Source organism: Massilia arenae, from assembly GCF_008014745.1.
Taxonomy (GTDB): domain Bacteria; phylum Pseudomonadota; class Gammaproteobacteria; order Burkholderiales; family Burkholderiaceae_D; genus Telluria; species Telluria arenae.
In genome coordinates this window covers 14384-32069 of sequence record NZ_VPFD01000038.1, presented here as the reverse complement: position 1 = coordinate 32069, position 17686 = coordinate 14384, and the positions used below count along the sequence as shown (strand labels likewise).

General features: G+C 65.5%; 17 protein-coding genes and 1 tRNA gene. 7 read left to right on the top strand and 11 right to left on the bottom strand.

All coding sequences use genetic code 11. The annotated features are described in order from the left end of the window. The first annotated feature begins 14 nt into the window (after positions 1–14). Positions 15–815, top strand: a complete 801-nt coding sequence (trpC, locus tag FVD38_RS24385) for an indole-3-glycerol phosphate synthase TrpC (RefSeq protein ID WP_147937172.1) — start codon at positions 15–17, stop codon at positions 813–815. A gap of 91 nt (positions 816–906) precedes the next feature. Beyond that, positions 907–1410, top strand: coding sequence for a TonB C-terminal domain-containing protein (locus FVD38_RS24380; protein WP_147937171.1), 504 nt, complete (start codon positions 907–909; stop codon positions 1408–1410). A gap of 6 nt (positions 1411–1416) precedes the next feature. Here FVD38_RS24380 and FVD38_RS24375 read toward each other — a convergent pair whose 3' ends face one another. From FVD38_RS24375 to FVD38_RS24365, 3 genes are all read right to left on the bottom strand, one after another. Continuing rightward, complete coding sequence (locus FVD38_RS24375) at positions 1417–1851, bottom strand: MerC domain-containing protein (RefSeq protein ID WP_123071560.1); 435 nt, start codon at positions 1849–1851, stop codon at positions 1417–1419. Positions 1852–1919: 68 nt separating this feature from the next. Further along, positions 1920–3914: a TonB-dependent receptor gene (locus tag FVD38_RS24370; RefSeq protein ID WP_147937170.1), complete on the bottom strand. Its 1995-nt coding sequence runs from the start codon at positions 3912–3914 to the stop codon at positions 1920–1922. A 172-nt stretch (positions 3915–4086) separates the two neighbouring features. Further along, positions 4087–6198 (bottom strand): TonB-dependent receptor domain-containing protein, encoded by a 2112-nt coding sequence (locus tag FVD38_RS24365; RefSeq protein ID WP_147937169.1) that lies wholly within the window; start codon positions 6196–6198, stop codon positions 4087–4089. A 159-nt stretch (positions 6199–6357) separates the two neighbouring features. On the opposite strand from FVD38_RS24365, the gene FVD38_RS24360 reads away from it, so the two are divergent. Beyond that, positions 6358–6738, top strand: coding sequence for a Fur family transcriptional regulator (locus FVD38_RS24360; RefSeq protein ID WP_147937168.1), 381 nt, complete (start codon positions 6358–6360; stop codon positions 6736–6738). A gap of 59 nt (positions 6739–6797) precedes the next feature. On the opposite strand, the gene FVD38_RS24355 is transcribed toward FVD38_RS24360, so the two are convergent. From FVD38_RS24355 to FVD38_RS24330, 6 genes are all read right to left on the bottom strand, one after another. Next, positions 6798–8123 (bottom strand): amidohydrolase, encoded by a 1326-nt coding sequence (locus FVD38_RS24355; protein ID WP_147937167.1) that lies wholly within the window; start codon positions 8121–8123, stop codon positions 6798–6800. A 32-nt stretch (positions 8124–8155) separates the two neighbouring features. Continuing rightward, a complete protein-coding gene (locus FVD38_RS24350) occupies positions 8156–9976 on the bottom strand; it encodes a M61 family metallopeptidase (protein WP_147937166.1) in 1821 nt (606 codons plus the stop codon). Between the two features lie 101 nt (positions 9977–10077). Next, positions 10078–10686, bottom strand: coding sequence for a nucleotidyltransferase family protein (locus FVD38_RS24345; protein WP_147937165.1), 609 nt, complete (start codon positions 10684–10686; stop codon positions 10078–10080). A 4-nt stretch (positions 10687–10690) separates the two neighbouring features. Further along, positions 10691–11152: a (2Fe-2S)-binding protein gene (locus tag FVD38_RS24340; RefSeq protein ID WP_123072164.1), complete on the bottom strand. Its 462-nt coding sequence runs from the start codon at positions 11150–11152 to the stop codon at positions 10691–10693. A 37-nt stretch (positions 11153–11189) separates the two neighbouring features. Continuing rightward, entirely contained in the window at positions 11190–11924 is a 735-nt protein-coding gene (locus tag FVD38_RS24335) for a DsbC family protein (RefSeq protein ID WP_147937164.1), read from the bottom strand. A gap of 10 nt (positions 11925–11934) precedes the next feature. Further along, positions 11935–13167, bottom strand: a complete 1233-nt coding sequence (locus tag FVD38_RS24330) for an FAD-dependent monooxygenase (RefSeq protein ID WP_147937163.1) — start codon at positions 13165–13167, stop codon at positions 11935–11937. A gap of 151 nt (positions 13168–13318) precedes the next feature. Here FVD38_RS24330 and FVD38_RS24325 point away from each other — a divergent pair. Then, positions 13319–13394: transfer RNA gene (locus tag FVD38_RS24325), tRNA-Phe, on the top strand. A 61-nt stretch (positions 13395–13455) separates the two neighbouring features. On the opposite strand, the gene FVD38_RS24320 is transcribed toward FVD38_RS24325, so the two are convergent. Continuing rightward, positions 13456–14004: a hypothetical protein gene (locus FVD38_RS24320; protein WP_147937162.1), complete on the bottom strand. Its 549-nt coding sequence runs from the start codon at positions 14002–14004 to the stop codon at positions 13456–13458. A gap of 220 nt (positions 14005–14224) precedes the next feature. On the opposite strand from FVD38_RS24320, the gene FVD38_RS24315 reads away from it, so the two are divergent. Continuing rightward, positions 14225–15091, top strand: coding sequence for an AraC family transcriptional regulator (locus FVD38_RS24315; RefSeq protein WP_147937161.1), 867 nt, complete (start codon positions 14225–14227; stop codon positions 15089–15091). A 261-nt stretch (positions 15092–15352) separates the two neighbouring features. Then, positions 15353–15697 (top strand): zinc ribbon domain-containing protein YjdM, encoded by a 345-nt coding sequence (locus tag FVD38_RS24310; protein ID WP_123070404.1) that lies wholly within the window; start codon positions 15353–15355, stop codon positions 15695–15697. Positions 15698–15758: 61 nt separating this feature from the next. Here FVD38_RS24310 and FVD38_RS24305 read toward each other — a convergent pair whose 3' ends face one another. Then, the gene (locus FVD38_RS24305) at positions 15759–16670 is read right to left on the bottom strand and encodes a class I SAM-dependent methyltransferase (RefSeq protein ID WP_147937160.1); all 912 of its coding nucleotides are present in this window, start codon (positions 16668–16670) and stop codon (positions 15759–15761) included. A 384-nt stretch (positions 16671–17054) separates the two neighbouring features. On the opposite strand from FVD38_RS24305, the gene FVD38_RS24295 reads away from it, so the two are divergent. Then, entirely contained in the window at positions 17055–17639 is a 585-nt protein-coding gene (locus FVD38_RS24295; protein ID WP_147937158.1) for a lipocalin family protein, read from the top strand. Positions 17640–17686: the final 47 nt, after the last annotated feature.

Sequence of the window (17686 nt, the reverse complement as noted above, 5' to 3'; positions counted from 1 at the left end):
TTGCGAGAGCATCGATGTCCGACATCCTCAACAAGATCCTGGCCGTCAAGGCCGACGAAGTGGCCGCGGCGCGCAAGCATCGCGACCTGTACAGCCTGCGCAACGAGGTCGAAAGCGACCGTGAAGCGCGCGCCGCCCTGCGCGGCTTCGAAGCCGGCCTGCGCGCGAAGATCGCTGCTGGCCAGGCCGGCGTGATCGCCGAAGTCAAGAAAGCCTCGCCGTCGAAAGGCGTGCTGCGTCCCGACTTCCAGCCGGCCGCGATCGCGCAAAGCTATGCAGAACACGGCGCGGCCTGCCTGTCGGTGCTGACCGATGTCCAGTTCTTCCAGGGTTCGGTGGATTACCTGCAGCAGGCGCGCGCCGCCTGCGCCCTGCCGGTGCTGCGCAAGGATTTCATGGTCGACCCGTATCAAGTGTATGAAGCGCGTGCGATGGGCGCCGATGCGATCCTGTTGATCGTGGCGGCGCTCGACCACGGCCTGATGGCGGAACTGGAAGCCTGCGCCATGGACCTCGGCATGGACGTGCTGGTCGAAGTGCACGACGGCGATGAACTCGATGCCGCGCTCAAGCTCAGGACGCCGCTGCTGGGCATCAACAACCGCAACCTGCGCACCTTCGACGTCACCCTCGACACCACGCTCGGCCTGCTGCCGCGCATCCCGAAGGATCGCCTGGTGGTGACCGAATCGGGCATCCTCGGCACCGGCGACGTGCAGCGCATGCGCGAGGCCGACGTCCACGCCTTCCTGGTCGGCGAAGCCTTCATGCGCGCGGAAAATCCTGGCCGCGAACTGCAGCGCCTGTTCGCCTGAAGTGAAGGAACGGTAGAGGAACTCCGGATGCACGGATGGGTCGAACTGGTACGCCAATACCGGCGCGACCTGCGACAGTCCTGCATCCGCCATGAAGAACTCTCATCGCAGCATCTTCGTCTTTTTCTCACTGGTCGTGCTCGCGGCCCTGGCCGCATGCGGCACGTCGACCGAGCCGCCGACGCCTGCGCCACAGGCCCAGGCGGTGACCATTCCGCTGACACCGATCCCCGCCCCGCCCCCGACACGCACGCTCGACGCTTATAAGGCCGACGTCGCGCGCCACGTCATGCAGCGCAATCCAGAAAGAGTGTTCGAGGGAGAATTGCCGCCCATGCTGCCGGCGGTGGTGGTGCTGAACATCACGGTCGACCGCGCGGGCCAGCTCGCCGACGTCCAGGTGCAGCGCTCGCGCGACCAGGGCGCCTCCGAGGTCGCGCTGGCCTCGCTGCGCCGCAGCGGTCCGCTGCCGCCACCCGATGGACTGGGGCCGGCACATGCCGACCTGATGACGTTTTCCGAGACCTTCCTGTTTGGCGAGCGTTACCGCTTCCAGCTGCGCACGCTGGCGGGGCCGCAGCGCGCAGGCTTGTAGCTTAATTTAGTGAGGATGGCAGGATGCCGGCGCCGGATGGCCGGCGGCGTCCTGCGCACGAGCGCCGCAACGCTTGCAGTGACGGCGGTTGCGCAGGTGCGCATACAGCAGCATGAAGCCGCTGATGACGGCCAATACTGCTTCGGCGGTTTCGCCGAACAGCGGGCTGACGACGAAGACGGCGCCCAAAAAGATCGCCAGGCCAGCGCAGCCGACCAGCAAGGTGGTCTTGTCGCGGTGCTTCAGGTAGCCGGGCACCAGCGCCAGCAAGACCGGCAAGGTGATCGCCGCGATCAGCGTGTCGTGGAAGGTGTCGTGCACGTGAGCCAGCCCGAGCATCGGAAACGCCAGGATCACGAGCGGCATCGCCATGCAGTGCAGCAGGCACAGGATCGATGCCGCCATGCCGGCGACATCGCCGTATTTGATCAGGGATTTCATGAACCCTGTTCCTTTCTTTAAAACCGGCGGCGCGAGCAGTGTCCGCGACGCCGGTGGATTGAGTCCGTTTAGAACAGTACGCGCAGGCCGGCCGTCAGGTTCCGGCCGGTGAGCGGTGCATAGTCCTTGATGAACGAGGTGTGGCTGTAGGCCAGGCGATCGGTCACATTGTTCAGGCGCAGGTACAGTTGCGCCGGCAGCGTGCCGATGCGGGTCGAATAGTGCGTGCTGAGATTCAGCGTGGTGTAGCCGGGCGTCTCGGTTTCGAACTCGGCGATCTTGTCCTGCTTGCCCACGCGGACCAGTTCGGCCAGGCCGTTCCAGGCGCCCCAGTCGCCTTCGAGCTTGACGCCGATGCGGTGCGCCGGGGTGCGCGGGATGTCGCGGCTACCCGGGCCTTCGTCGAAGCGGGCGCGGACGTAGTCGCCGAACAGGGTCGTCTTCCACACCGACGACAGGTTATGCGCGACTTCGCCTTCCAGGCCGGTGAAGGTGGCGTCGCGCTGGGCGTAGTTGATCAGCTGCAGGCCCTGGAACTCGCCGCGCGTCTGCGAATAGATGTAGTCGCCGATGCGGTTGTGGAAGGCGCTGAGCGAAAAGGTGGTGCGGCCGGCGAACTTGCGCAGGGTCAGGTCGAGATTGTTCGACGTTTCCTTGACCAGGTTCGGGTTGCCGATCTCATAGGTATTGGTCGCCAGGTGCGGGCCGTCCGCGAACAATTCCTCGGCGGTCGGCAGGCGGTGCGTGTGCGACAGCGAGGTGCCCAGCGAGTATTCCGGCGCGAACTTCCAGACTGCGCCCACCGACAGCGAGGTGCCGCGCGTGTGGCTGTCGGGCTTGTCCACCTCGACGTCAACGTCCTGCCATTCATGGCGCACGGCGGCCTCGAAGCGCACATTGCCCAGCTTGTATTCCTCGGTCAGGAAGGCCGCATGCTTCTTCGTCAAGGTCGGCGGCACATAGGCCTCGGCGCCGATGGCCGAGAAATCGCGGCGCGTGGTCTGCAGGCCGAACACGCCATGCCAGCCCGCAATCGGCGCATGCACGAATTCCAGGCGGCCATCGTGGCCCTTGTTCTTGAAGGTGGTGGCGACCGCGCTGCCCTCGACCTCGTCGTGGATGTAGTCGGTGAACGAGGCGCGCAGGCGCACGCGTTCGATGCCGGCCACCGGATTGCGGTATTCGCCGCGCACGTCCCAGCGTTCGCTATCGAGGTCCACCACCGGCGCCTCGATCTCGCCCGCCTCGTTCTCGAAGCCGTGGCCCGGCAGGCCGTACTTGCCGCGCTCCTTGGTGAAGGCGGCGCCCAGGTAGCCATTCTGGCCGACCCAGGACAGGCCGACGGTGCCGGTCTCGGTTTCCTTGTAGCTGCCCGGGACGCGGCGGCCGCCTTCCCAGTCCTTGCCGACGCGGTAGTCGTCGGCATCGCGCTTGACGCCTTCCACGTGCAGGGCGACGTTGCTGCCCGCGGCCGTGGTGAGTTCGAAAGCGCCGGTCTTTTCGCGCGCCGCCGAATTGGCGCGCACTTCCGCGCTGCCTTCCAGGCCGTTCTCGGGCATCGCGGTCGGCACCTTGCGGTCGATGATGTTCACCACGCCGCCGACGGCGCCGCCGCCGTAGGCCAGCGCCGACGGGCCGCGCAGCACTTCGATCCGCTCGGCCAGGACAGGTTCAAATGCAACAGCGTGGTCGGGGCTGATGGTGGACGCATCCTGGATCTCGGAACCGTCGGACAGGATCTTCACGCGCGGGCCATCCATGCCGCGGATGATCGGACGACTGGCGCCGGCGCCGAAGTGGCTCGACGTAATGCCCGGCATGCTCGACAAGGTTTCGCCCAGGGTCGACTGACGGGTACGTACCAGCTCATTGCCACCGATCGACGTCACCGGCGTGACCATGTCGTCGCTGGACACGCCGAGCCCGCTGGCGGACACAACGACGGTTGCGGGCGCAGCGGTCGCGGGCGCTGCGGTCGATTGCGCATGGGCCGTCAACGGCGCCCCAAGCGTCAGCAAGCAAGCCAGTGCGAGCGGCGTGCGCTTGCCGGTGAAGTCAGTCATGGGAATCCTTGGTCGTCGAATGCGCCGTGGTGACAATGGTGCACCATAAGCAGAATCTAATGATAACCGATTATCGTTAAGCATTCAACGCAGCGCGGCAATTGCGCGCGGAAAAAAACCGGCGCAGGGCGAACTTCGCCCTGCGCCGGCCGATACGTCTTGACGCGATGCGTCAGAAGATGACGCGAATACCCGCCGTCAGATTACGCCCGGTCAGCGGCGCCGCATTCTTGATGAACGAAGTGTGGCTAAACGCCAGTTCGTCGGTCAGGTTGTTCAGGCGCGCATAGAACTGGGTCGGCACGCCGCCAATGCGGGTCGAGTAATGGGCGCCGACGTTGAGCATATTGTAGCCAGCGGTCTCGGTCTCGTAGTCGGCCAGCTTGTCCTGCTTGCCCACGCGGTAGAACTCGACCATGCCATGCCATTGGTTCCAGTCGCCGTCCAGCTTGACGCCGAGGCGCGAGGCCGGGATGCGCGGCAGGTTGCGGCTGCCCTCGCCCTCGTCGAAACGGGCGCGCACGTAGTCGCCGAACACGGTCGCGCTGATCGCCGGAGTCAGCTTCTGGCGAATTTCCCCTTCCAGGCCGGTGAAGGTGGCGTCGCGCTGGGCGTATTCCACCAGCTGGAAGCCTTCGTGGTTGTCCAGCGTGTGCGCGTAGATGTAGTTGTCGACGCGGTTGTGGAAGGCGCTGACCGAGAAGGTGGTGTCGCCTTCGAACTTGCGCAGGGTCAGGTCGACGTTGTTCGAGGTTTCCTTGTCCAGGTCTTGGTTGCCGACTTCATAGGTGGCGGTGGCCAGGTGCACGCCGTCGGCATACAATTCTTCGGCGGTCGGCAGGCGGTGGCTGCGCGAAAGCGAGGCGCGCAGCGAATACTGCGGCGCCAGCTTCCATACCGCGCCGACCGAGGCCGAGGTGCCGCGCGCATCGGTGTCGCGCAGGCCCGGGGCATCGACCTCGATGTCCTGCCATTCGTGGCGGAGGCCAGCCTCGAAGCGCCAGTTATCGAGCTTGTATTCCTCGGTCACGAAGGCGGCGTGCTTCTTGGTGAGCGTCGGCGGCACATAGGCTTCCTCGCCGATCGCCGAGAAGTCGCGGCGCGTGGTCTGCAGGCCGAACACGCCGCGCCAGCCGGCCAGCGGCGCGTGCACCGCTTCCAGGCGGGCGTCGTGGCCCTTGTTGCGGAACGAGGTCGAAACGACGTTGTCTTCCAGCTCGTCGTGGACGTAATCGGTGAACGAGGCGCGCAGGCGCACGCGCTCGATGCCGGCCACCGGATTGCGGTATTCGCCGCGGATGTCCCAGCGTTCGCTGTCGAGCTTCACCACCGGCACTTCGCCGTGCTCATGGTCATGGTCGTGATCGTGGCCTTCCTCGCCGTGCTCGTCATGGTCATGGCCTTCTTCTTCGTGGCCATGGCCGCCGCAGTGCAGGTGCGAGCCATGCGGGTGGCAGCTCTCGAACTCGTGGCCGTGGCCCGGAATGCCGTATTCGGTGCGCTCCTTGGTGAAGGCGGCGCCGATATAACCGTTCTTGCCGATCCACGACAGGCCGACGGTGCCGGTCTCGGACTCCTTGTAGCTGCCGTTCACGTGGCGGCCTTCGCTCCAGTCCTTGCCGACGCGGTATTCGTCGGCATCGCGCTTGACGCCTTCCAGGTGCAGGGCCAGGTTGCTGCCGGCGGCGGTGGTGAATTCGAAGGCGCCGGTCTTTTCGCGCGCCGCCGAGTTGGCGCGTACTTCGGCGCTGCCTTCCAGGCCCTTCTCGGGCATCGCGGTCGGGATCTTGCGGTCGAGGATGTTCACTACGCCGCCCACCGCGCCGCCGCCATAGGCCAGGGCCGACGGGCCGCGCAGCACTTCGATGCGCTCGGCCAGGACCGGCTCGAAAGCGACGGCGTGGTCGGGGCTGATGGTCGAGGCGTCCTGGATCTCGGCGCCGTCGGACAGGATCTTCACGCGCGGACCGTCCATGCCGCGGATCACCGGACGGCTGGCGCCGGCGCCGAAGTGGCTCGAGGTGATGCCGGGCTGGTGGGCCAGGGTTTCGCCCAGGGTCGATTCGCGGGCGCGCACCAGTTCACTGCCGCCGAGCGAGGTCACCGGGGTGATCATGTCGTCGTGGACCACGCCCAGGGCGCTGGCCGACACGACCACGGTCGGCACGCTGTCCGGATCCGAAGCCGCACGGCTCGTCGTCTGGGCTTGGACCGCCAGGGGCGCGCCGAAGGCCAGCATCAGCGCCAGGGTCAGCGGTGTGCGCTTGCAGGAAAAGTGAGACATGGTGGTTCCTCGAAATGATTGGACGGCAGGATGCGTGTAAAGCAGATAACGATAATCCGTTATCATTAACATGGAAATGATAAGCCATTATCATTAAGCATTCAACCGCTTTTTGGCGCTTTTTGATTCCAGTGTGCGCTTTGAGGTATCCTTCGCCCTATGCAACGCAATACACGTCAAAAAACCGCCATCCTGCATGCGATCGAGCATGCGCAGCGCCCGCTGTCGCCACAAGAGATCCTGGACGAAGCCAGCCGCGAGGTCAGCCAGCTGGGCATGGCGACCGTGTACCGCAACCTGAAGTCGCTGGTGGACGACGGCGCGCTCAAGGTCGTCACCCTGCCCGGCGAAGGCGCGCGCTACGAGTCGACCAGCGCCGCCGAACACCACCATCATCACTTCCAGTGCACCGCCTGCCAGCGCGTGTTCGACGTGCACGCCTGCCCCGGCGACATCGAGCACATGGCGCCGAAAGGCTTCAGCGTCGAAAGTCACGAACTGACCCTGTACGGCCGCTGCGCCGACTGCCTCACGTCCTGAACCAGAAATAAAAACGGCCGGCGCGCAAGCGACCGGCCGTTTTCATATGGCTTGGCTGTTTATTTGCCGAGCACGTTCAGCACGGCCAGGGTCATCGCCTGGGCGCCGGTCTTGATCGACGGTTCCGGCACCGGCGCGTAGAACGGCGAGTGGTTGAAGGCGATCGGCTTGCCGCCCTCGCGCTCCGCTTCGGCCACCACCTTCGGATCGTAGACGCCGGTGAAGAAGAACATCGACGGCACGCCCTCGTTGGCGTACAGCGAGAAGTCTTCGCTGGCGGTCATGGCCGGCATGCGCTTGGCCTTGTCGGCGCCGAAGGCTTCCTTGAACACCACCTCGGTCTTGTTCACCAGTTCGGTGCTGTTGACGATGGCCTGGCCGCCGCCGCCGATCAGCATGTCCGGCTTCGGCGCGCCGGCCATCGCCGCCGAACCCTCGGCCACACGGCGCACGCCTTCGAGCAGCTTGGCGCGGACTAGCGGGCTGTACGAGCGGATGGTGCCGCGCACCTGCACGCTGTCCGGGATGATGTTGCCGACCGTGCCGCCCTGGATCGAACCGACCGTCACCACGCCGAACTCCTTCGGATCCTTCTCGCGGCTCACCACGGTCTGGACGTCGACCACGAACCGCGCCGCGATCGCCACCGGGTCGATGGTTTTATCAGGCGCCGAGCCATGGCCGCCACGGCCTTTGAAGGTGATCTCGAGCCAGTCCGAGTTGGACGATACCGGGCCGTCGTTGAAACCCACGGTGCCATGGGCCAGCGGCCACGAATGCAGGGCGAAGGCGTAGTCCGGTTTCGGGAAACGCTTGAACAGGCCGTCGTCGAGCATCGCCTTGGCGCCGGCGACGATTTCCTCGGCCGGCTGGCCGATGAAGACTAGCGTACCCTTCCACTGCGATTTCAGTTCGACCAGGGTGCGGGCGGTTGCGAGCCAGCTGGTCATGTGAATGTCGTGGCCGCAGCTATGCATCACGAAGGTGTCGCGGCCTTCGCTGGTGGCGCGGGCGCGGCTGGCGTACGGCAGGCCGGTGCGCTCTTCCATCGGCAGGCCGTCCATGTCGGTGCGCACCAGGACCGTCGGGCCGGCGCCGTTCTTGAGCACCGCGACGATGCCGGTCTTGCCGACCTTCTCGGTGACGGTGAAGCCAAGCTTGCGCATCTCGGCCGCCAGCTTGCCGGCGGTGCGCACTTCCTGGAAGGCGATCTCGGGATGGGCATGCAGGTCCTTGTAGACCGCGTCGAGCCATGGGTACATGGCGTCGACCTTGGCGACGACGTCGTTCTTGAGCGGAGCGGCCTGCTGGGCCTGGGCGACGTTCGCGGACAGTGTCAGCGACGCGAAAACGGCGGCTGCCGCGGCAATACGGGTAAAGGTCATGGAATGCTTATCGTTGTGAAGATTCTTGTCCATTACACCGCGCTCGGCCGCTTGATGGCGGCCGATTTGCGCCCGGCCACCGCCTGCGCCAGGCTGATGCCCGGCACGCGGTCGCCCTGCAGGGTGACGTCGAAGGCCATCAGCTCGTCACGGCGGAAGGCGTGCACGGTGACGCGGTCGCCGACGCGGTAGCGCGCCAGCAGTGCATCGACGTTCGGCGGATTGCCGTTCACGCGCAGGCCGTCGATCGCGATCACGATGTCCAGCGCCGACAGGCCGGCCTGGTGGGCGGCGCCGCCCTCGTGCACCTGGGTGAGTTTGGCGCCGAGCGGGTCGCGGCCGATGCCGGCGTCCAGCGAAGCCTTGCCGCCCTTGCGCTCGTCGACCAGCTTCACGCCCAGCGGCGCGTACAGCTTGGCCAGCGGCAGGTCTTCGGTGCCGCGCACGTAACGCTCGAACATGTTCTTGAGTTTGAGGCCGCTGATCTCGTCAAACAGCGCTTCGACTTCCTGTTCCGTCACGCCGCGGCCGGCGCCGTTGTAGAAGTCGCGTCCGTAGCGTTCCCACAGCGCCAGCATGATGTCGTCCAGCGATTTCGCGCCACCGGTCTTGGCGCGGATGGTCAGGTCGAAGGCCAGCGCGATCAGCGAACCCTTGGTGTAGTAGCTGATGATCGCGTTCGGCGAATTCTCGTCCTGGCGGTAGTATTTGCTCCAGGCGTCGAAGCTCGAATCGGCCACGCTCTGCTTGAGGCGCCCGCTGCCGCGCAGCACGCCGCCGACCGTCTTGGCCTGCAGCTTGAAATAAGTGGCTTCGCCGATGATCCCGGCGCGCACCAGCATCAGGTCGTCGTAATAGCTGGTGAAGCCTTCGAACAGCCACAGGAGCGGCGTGTAGTTCTCGGCCTGCAGGTCGTAGGGGGCAAAGGCGGCCGGCTTGATGCGCTTGACGTTCCAGGTGTGGAAATACTCGTGGCTGCACAGGCCCAGGAAGCGCAGATAGCCTTCGCCCGGCTCGGCCGCCTTTGGCGTGGCCAGGCTTGGCAGGTCGGCGCGCGCGCAGATCAGGGCGGTCGAGGCGCGGTGTTCAAGGCCGCCGTAGCCATCGCCGACGGCCATGGTCATGAACACATAGCGTTCGAGCGGCGCGCGCTTGGTCTTCGGTTCGAAGAAGGCGATCTGGGTCTCGCAGATCGCTTGCAGGTCGGCCTGCAGGCGCGCCATGTCGAGGTTGGGCACGCGGCCGGTGATCACGATGTCGTGCGGGATGCCATGGGCCTTGAAGGTGGCCAGCTCGAAGTCGCCCATCTCGACCGGATGGTCGATCAGTTCGTCGTAGTTGGCGCAGGCATAGGCGCCGAAGCCATAGCGCTTGGCGCCCGCCTCTGGCATCGCGGTGGCCACGCGCCAGGTTTTGGCGGCCGGGTCGGCGGGGCGCTGGATGTCGACCTGGTGGGCGAGCGACTCCTGTCCCACCACGCGCAGGAACACGCTGGTGCCGTTGAAGAAGCCGTGGGTCTGGTCGAGGTGGGCGGCGCGCACCGACAGGTCCCAGGCATACACCTCGTAGTGCAGGGTCAGGGGGCCGGCGCTAGGGGCGGCGCGCCACGCGTGTTTATCCAGCTTGGTGAGGGCCACGGCATTGCCGCCGCTCTCGGCGCGGATGCGCACGATATTGCGCGCGAACTCGCGGATCATGTAGCTGCCCGGGATCCAGGCCGGCAGCACGAACGCCTGGCCGTCGGGATCGGGATTGGCGACCGTGACGGTGACGTTGAACAGGTGACCGGCCAGGTCCTTGGGGACGATGGTGTAGTGGATGGCGTTCTGCTTTTTCTGCGATGGCTTTTTCATGGTCTTCTTGAATGGTCTCTCGGGACGCGCCGAATGGACATAGTGTAATCCATCGGGCGAAGCAAAACGCGCGCCATGCATGGCGGTGGGTGGCGCGTCGCTTAGGAAGGCAGGTCGGAAGGGGAATCGATGTCGCGCAGGATGCCGGGGTCGAGCACGTCGATCGTGGCGACCGGGCTGCTTTGCAACAGGCGCCGCGCGCCCTGGTCGCCGTCCAGCGCCAGCAGGGCGTCGCGGTGCTGCACGCCGAAGGCGACCGGATTGCCACGCCGGCCCTCGAACAGGGGCGCGGCGATGGCGGCGCCCTCCTCGACCGCCGCGTCCAGCGCATGCAGGGTGGATGGGGCAACGAAGGGCATGTCGCCCAGCGCCACCAGCCAGCCGTGGCCGGGCGATTGGTCGTGCAACTGGTCGTGCAACTGAGCATGCAGGGAATGACGGATCGCGTGCGCCAGCGACAGGCCCATGCCGCCGTCGGCATCCGGGCACACCGTCACCTCGCAGCCGAGCTGGCGCAGCACATCTCCTACCCCGCCGTCGGCGGGCGGCACCACCGCCACCACGCGCGGGAACACGGCCAGCAGCGTGCGCGCGCTGGCGGCGACCACCAGTTCGCCGCCGGGCAGGCGCTGCAGCAGCTTGTTGCGGGCGCCATCCGGATCGAAGCGGCGGCCCCGTCCCGCCGCCAGCAGGATGCCCGTCAGCGCCATGGTGTCATGCCTCCAATGCCGCGGCGGCATCCTTGATGGCCGCGCGGATCCGCTGATAAGTACCGCAGCGGCACAGATTGCCGCTCATGGCGTTGTCGATGTCGGCGTCCAGCGGGCGCCGGTTGGTGCGCAGCAGCGCGACGGCGCTCATCACCTGGCCGCTCTGGCAATAGCCGCATTGCGGCACGTCGTGGCGCACCCAGGCATCCTGGACCGCCTTGCCGACCGGGTCGTCCTGCATCGCTTCGATGGTGGTGATCGCCTGGCCCGCGACCGCAGCGATCGGGGTGACGCAGGCGCGGATCGGGACGCCGCCCAGGTGCACGGTGCAGGCGCCGCACAGGGCCGCGCCGCAGCCGAACTTGGTGCCGGTGAGGTTGAGGTTGTCGCGCAGCGCCCACAGCACGGGCGTGGCGGGATCGGCGTCGACTTGCAGGTCTCTGCCGTTGATGTTCAAGGTCAGCATGCACGCTCCTGGACGACAACCATGACCGGCGGCTGCCTTATTTTGCCGGCTTCGCTTCCAGCGAATCGAATTTGGCTTCGAGCGCTTTCAGGTCGATCGCGCCCGGGATGCGGGTGCCGTCGCTGAAGAAGATGGCCGGCGTGCCGGTAATGCGCAGCTTCTGACCGAGCGCCAGCACCTTGTCGTTCGGCGATTCGCAGGCGTTCGGCGCCGCCGGTGGCACCTTACCGTTGATCATCCAGTCATCCCAGGCCTTGTTGCGGTTCGGCGCGCACCAGATGTTCTTCGACTTCGTGAACGAATCCTGGGACAGGATGTTGTACATGAAGGTATAGATGGTGACGTTGTCGATCTCGTTGAGCGTCGTCTGGCGCAGGCGCTTGCAGTAGCCGCAGTTCGGATCCTCGAACACCGCGATCACGCGCTTGCCGTTGCCCTTGACCTGCTTGAGCGCCATCTCGAGCGGCAGGTCGCTGAACTTGATCTTGTTGATGTCGTCGATGCGCTCGCGCGTCAGGTTGCGCGAACTCTTGACGTCATACACCTGGCCGATCACGAGGAACTCGCCCTTCTTGTCGGTGTACAGGATGTCGCCCGCGACCCGCACCTCGTACAGGCCGCCATACGGGGTCTCCTTGACCGATTCGATCTTGGCGCCGCCCAGGTGCGGTTCGAGCGCCTTCTTGATGTTTGCCTCGACCGTGTTCTGCGCATCGACGCACGACGCGAGCAGCGCCGTCGCCAGCAGGACGGCGAGCTTCATTTTGATCATGCTTGATTCCTCAGATTGATGACTTGCCCATCGCGTGCGCCATCAGGCGCCGCTTCAAAGCAGGCATTTTATCAAGCAAGTTGAGTCCAAGATTGCGCATTACGCGTACAGGCTCCAGATTTGCCCCGAACAGGCGCTCCAGCCCATCGGTGGCCAGCTGCATCATGACCACGTCTTCCTTGCGTTTGCGGGCATAGCGCGCCAGCACCCGCTCGTCGCCGATGGCGCGCCGCTCCTCGCGCTCGCGCACGGTGGCGAGCAGGTCGACCACGTCGCCGAAGCCCAGGTTCATGCCATGCCCGGCCAGCGGATGCACGGCGTGGGCGGCGTCGCCCACCAGCGCCACGCGCGGCGCGACGATCGCATGCGGCTTGACCAGCGCCAGCGGCACCGCCGCCACCGCCTCGGGCTGCAGGGGACGCAGGGCGCCCAGCTTGTCGTCGGCATATTCGCCGAGCCGGATCGCCAGTTCGCCCAGCGACTCGTCCATCAGGGTGTCGGCCAGGGTCTCGGGCGCCGACCACACCAGCGAGACGCGGTTGCCCGGCAACGGCAGCAAAGCGATGATGCCGTCGGCGCAGGTGAACCACTGGTGGGCCACGCCATGGTGCGGCTTGTCGCAGGCGAAGTTGGTGACGATGGCGCGCTGGTGGTACATACGGTAATCGACGCCGATGTCGCACTGCCCGCGGACCCAGGATTCGCGGCCGTCGGCCCCGACCAGCAGCGCGCATTCGAGGCGGCGACCATCTTCCAGGCGCAGCGCGGCGCCCTCGTCGCTGCAGGTGAGCTCGCAGGCCCGGCCTTCGACCCGCTGCACGTTGTGGGCGAACTTGAGCGCGGCATCCAGCGCCTGATTCAGGTTATGGTCTTCGACGATCCAGGCCAGGGTGCCGACCCGGGCCCCGAAGGCGTCGAAACCGAGATTGCCGCCACCCTCGCCGTCGCCATGCACGTCCATCGCATCGACCGCGGCGACGCGCGCCAGGTCGAGGGCGCCCCAGACCTTGAGCGAGGCCAGCAGGTCATGGGCCGTATGGTTGAGCGCGTAGACACGCACGTCCCACGGACGCTCCGCAGCCGAGGATGACGACGGCGCCTCGGCCCCGGGACGCGCGGGCGGCGCCAGCAGGGTCACGCTATGCCCGGCCTGGGCAAAGCCGAGGGCGGTGGTCTTGGCGATGGCGCCATTGCCGACGATGCAAACATCGGTCCGGGTAGTGGAGGTCGTGGGCGTGGTCATGGTGCTCATTATAGCGATATGCCAATCCACCCCTTGCCGGCGTCGCCATGCAATTACGGCTGAGCCGGGGTCAACATGCCACCCGGAACACACAAAGCATTCACGAGTACTTGCGCAACTGAAAATCGCTGGCTATAATCATGCCTCTCTTGGCCTGGTAGCTCAGTTGGTAGAGCAGAGGATTGAAAATCCTTGTGTCGGTGGTTCGATTCCGCCCCGGGCCACCAAGAATATCGAAAAAACGCCAACCCTCACCGGTTGGCGTTTTTTTTTCGCCTGCGCATGTGATCACATGGCCCGCGGATCGGCCTTGCTTGCCGGCGCCAGCAGTTTTTCCATGATCGCCAGGCGCACGCCACGGTACTGGGGCGACAGCTCCGGGCCGCTTGATGCCGTGCGTTCGCCCATGTGGACAAAACCGAAGCGAGAATAATAGTCGCTCAGGCCTTGATTATCGGCCCAGGTATCCAGGCGCAGCCGGTCGAGTCCCAGGCGCAGCGTCTCGCGTTCGCTCCAGGCCAACATCAGTCCGAACAACGACCTCCCCTTCCATAGACGCCCGACAATGATGCGGTTGATATAGCGGGCCGCATGCGGTTGCAGGCCCTGCCACAAATCCTCGTCCATGGGCGATGGCGGACAGAAACTGAAGATGCCGACGGTGTGCATATCGACCGACAGCAGATATTGGGACCCGGCGGCGATGTCGGCCTCGACCACCGCCAGGTCCAGCGTATTCCAGCAGGGGAGCCCCTGCCTGCGCTGAAACGCGATCGCTTCCTCGTATAACTCCTTGATTTTCGGTATGTCCGCAGTGTGCGCGCGATGGATGTACATGGTTCTGCCGGAAAGTGGAAAGCGTCCAGTGTGCGCGGGGCCGGGCGATCAGGTCTTGTATGGCTGTAACCTTGGGCCGGCGTCTGGTTGGCGTGTTTTACAGCTGTGTTTACAGCTGTACAAGCATGCTGCGCAAAAGCCTGCCATCATGCGTTGCGGCCGGACGTGACGCCAGGGCAAGAGCTGCCTTTCGTTGTATTCCTGGCATTTCTTGCAGACGATGGACACAGACAACCACGACCAATCCGGACCGGAACCGGCATCAAAGGCCGACTGGGTGCGCTATCGCCCCACCGGTGTGCAGGGCGTGACACTGATGCGGGCCCATTTCACCGACTACACTTTCGAGCGGCACAGCCATCCTGAATTCGGGATCGGCCTGACCTATCGCGGTGTCCAGACCTTCAACTGCCAGGGCAGCAGGCAGGTCAGCGCGCCGGGCAACGTGATCTTCCTGAACCCGGACCAGGCCCATGACGGCTTGCGCGGCAAGACCGACAGCTACGACTACAGCATGCTGTATGTCGATCCTGCCGTGATGACGGTGCTGCGTGAGCGGGCGGCGGGCGTCCTTCCTGCGAGTCATTTTCGCGATGCCGTCGTGCACGCACCGGAAGCAGCAAGACAATTGCACAACGCCATAGAAGCAACCGGACAAGCCCAGGAAGCGCTGCGCGCGGAGTCGCTGCTGCTCAAGGCCTTCATGGGCCTGCTCCTGCGCTTCGGCGAAGCGCCGGGGGCGGCGCAGGCGCCCGCGCTTGCCGGCCTGGCCCGGCTGAACCGGGTGCGCGACTATATTCGCGCCCATGCGGGCAACGATATCTCGATTGCCGAACTCGCGCGCGAAGCGGGCGTGTCACGCGTTTACCTGAGCCGTGCGTTCGAACGGCAGTTCGGCGTGCCGCCCCATGTCTACCTGAACGCGGTCCGGCTGGCCAATGCACGTCAGCTTTTATTGAGCGGCATGTCGCTGGCAACGGTCGCGGTGAGTGCGGGGTTTGCGGACCAAAGCCATTTCACCCGGCGATTCAAGGGCGCGGTTGGGCTGTCGCCAGGGGCGTGGCTAAGGCAGATGCGTAGTGGCTGATGTGGCAACCATCGTGCCAAGCTTGCATGCCGGGGCCGTGGCGCTGGCTGAGGAACGCGCCGCGACTGGCAGTCGGCATGTTTCCTTCTGGTATCATACGCGCTGACTGATGGTAGTCGGCGCCTGCCCAAAGCTCCGAGTAGTCCCTGACGATGCGGGTCCTGTCCGATGGCGCGCCTTCGCGTAAACGGCGCGGCGTCCGATCACCACCCTTCCTGTTTGCGGCCCTCCCGGGCCAGCGTTTGATATTCCAAGGTTTACATGCACACCCTTCCTCCATGCCCCCAATGCCAGTCCGCCTATACCTATGAAGATGGCGGCGGCCAATATGTCTGCCCGGAATGCGCCCATGAGTGGCCGGTCCAGGCAGCAGCTGCAGCGACCGACAGCGTGCGCGTCTACAAAGATGCGTCAGGCAATATCCTCCAGGATGGCGACACCGTCACCGTGATCAAGGACCTGAAACCGAAAGGTTCGGGCGGCGTGATCAAGCAAGGCACCAAGGTCAAGAATATCCGCTTGGTCGACGCCGATCACGACATCGACTGCAAGATCGATGGCTTCGGCGCCATGAGCCTCAAGACGGAATTCGTGCGCAAGGTATAAGCCTTCACCTGCTACGCATCCGGCGCCGGTCTTCGGCCGTAGGCACGATATCTGCCTACGTCTAGTGCAGCGCGCCCGCCGCCTCGCGGGTCAGCACGATCTCGAGGTATTCGGCCGGCGCCACCATGGAATCGGGCCCGGCCGTGTTGAAGCGGTCGATCAGGGCCAGCAAGTCTTGTTCGAGCGCGTCGGCGGCAGACGGCGCAAGGGCGGCGAACGCCCGGTTGAGCGGTCCGTAGTAATCGCGGAACACATGCACCCAGTGCGTGGGCGACGCGTAGCGGAAGTTGAACACCCTGCGCGTGATGCGCGCCTGCAGCGCGTCGGCGCCGAACAGCTGGCGCACATGGTCTTCATTTCCCCACAGTAGCGGCGACGCCAGCCCGGCCGGCGGCGCGATGTGCTTGCCGACCGCCTTGAACAGCTGGCCGATGAAGCCCTCGGGCGTCCAGTTCGCCATCCCGATGCGTCCACCGGGCCGCACCACGCGCCGGATCTCGGCGGCGGCGCGCGCCTGGTCGGGCGCGAACATCACGCCGAAGGTGGACAGCGCCACGTCGAAGCTGGCATCCGGGAACGGCAGGGCCTCGGCGTCCGCTTCGCGGAAGTCGACCGCCAGGGCCTCGGCGTCCGCTTCGCGGAAGTCGACCGCCAGGCCCTCGGCGGCGGCGCGCGCCCGCCCCTTCTCGAGCAGCGCCGGCACATAGTCGGTGGACGTGACGCGGGCAAAGCGGCGCGCCGCGGCCAGCGTGGCGTTGCCATTGCCGGCGGCGACGTCGAGCACGCGCTCGCCGGCGCGCACGTCGGTGGCCTCGGCCAGCAGTTCGCCGACAATCTGCAGGGTGACGCCGACGACGGCGAAGTCGCCGCTGGCCCAGGTGGCCTGCTGGCGCTGCTTGATCGCCGCGAGGTCGGGGCCGGGAGTGGCCGATGCCGGCTGAGGCGACGGCGCGGGTTGGGCTGGCTGGGTCATGATTGGTCTCCTTGAGCAGGCATGTTCTTGATATGACTGGCCGCGCCACCCATGGTTCGACGCTACACCTTGTGCCTTCTCAATCCCGAACTGGGAAATCAACTGGCCGATGCGACGCCAAAGACAAGGCAGGCACCGCAGACACGGCGCCGCCTCCGAGCAGTCTCATCATGAAACCACCGTGCCTTGTTCCGCGTGGCATTGTCGCCGCAGTCATTATTCTTGCCATCGCCGTGATCGGCGCTGTGGCGCTCGCCGCCATGACATCGCTCTGGTCCGCGCGCGGCCTGGCAAGTTCTGCCAGGCTGCGCGCTTGCAAATCATGCGACACAGCAATCCGATTGTCATTTAAGCTAGGAACCCGAATATTTACAAGAGGTTCCGATGAACGCCAAGCTTTCGTTCTTCGCGCCCAGCGCCGCCCTGGTCCTGTCCGCCCTGTGCGCCGTTCCGGCGCTGGCAGCTGACAACACCCGACCGTTGCAGCCGATCGAATCGCTCGTGGTGCCGCGCTATATGGGCGTCTGGTACGAGATCGCAAAATTCCCCAACGATTTCCAGAAAAAATGCATCGGTGATACCTCCGCAAGCTACAACCTGGGCGAGGATGGCCGGGTGCAAGTCGTCAACCGCTGTCGCACCGCCGAGGGCAAATTCGACATGGCCGACGGCGTGGCGCGCCAGCTCGGCGGCGCGACCTCGCCCAAGCTCAAGGTGCGTTTCGCGCCGGCCATCCTGTCCTTCATCCCAATGGTGTGGGGGGATTACTGGGTCATCGACCTCGACGACAAATACCAGTTGTCCGCGGTAAGCGAACCCAAGCGCGAATACCTGTGGATCCTGTCGCGCACGCCCCTGGTCGAGCCGGCCGCATACGACGCCCTGCTCACGCGCCTCACGGCACAGGGACTGGACGTTTCCAAGCTTGTGCGCACGCCGCAAACGCAATTGCAACAACCCACACAGTAAGAACAGACGTGGCAAACCGCGGCGACCGATGCGGCGTCGCTTGCCAT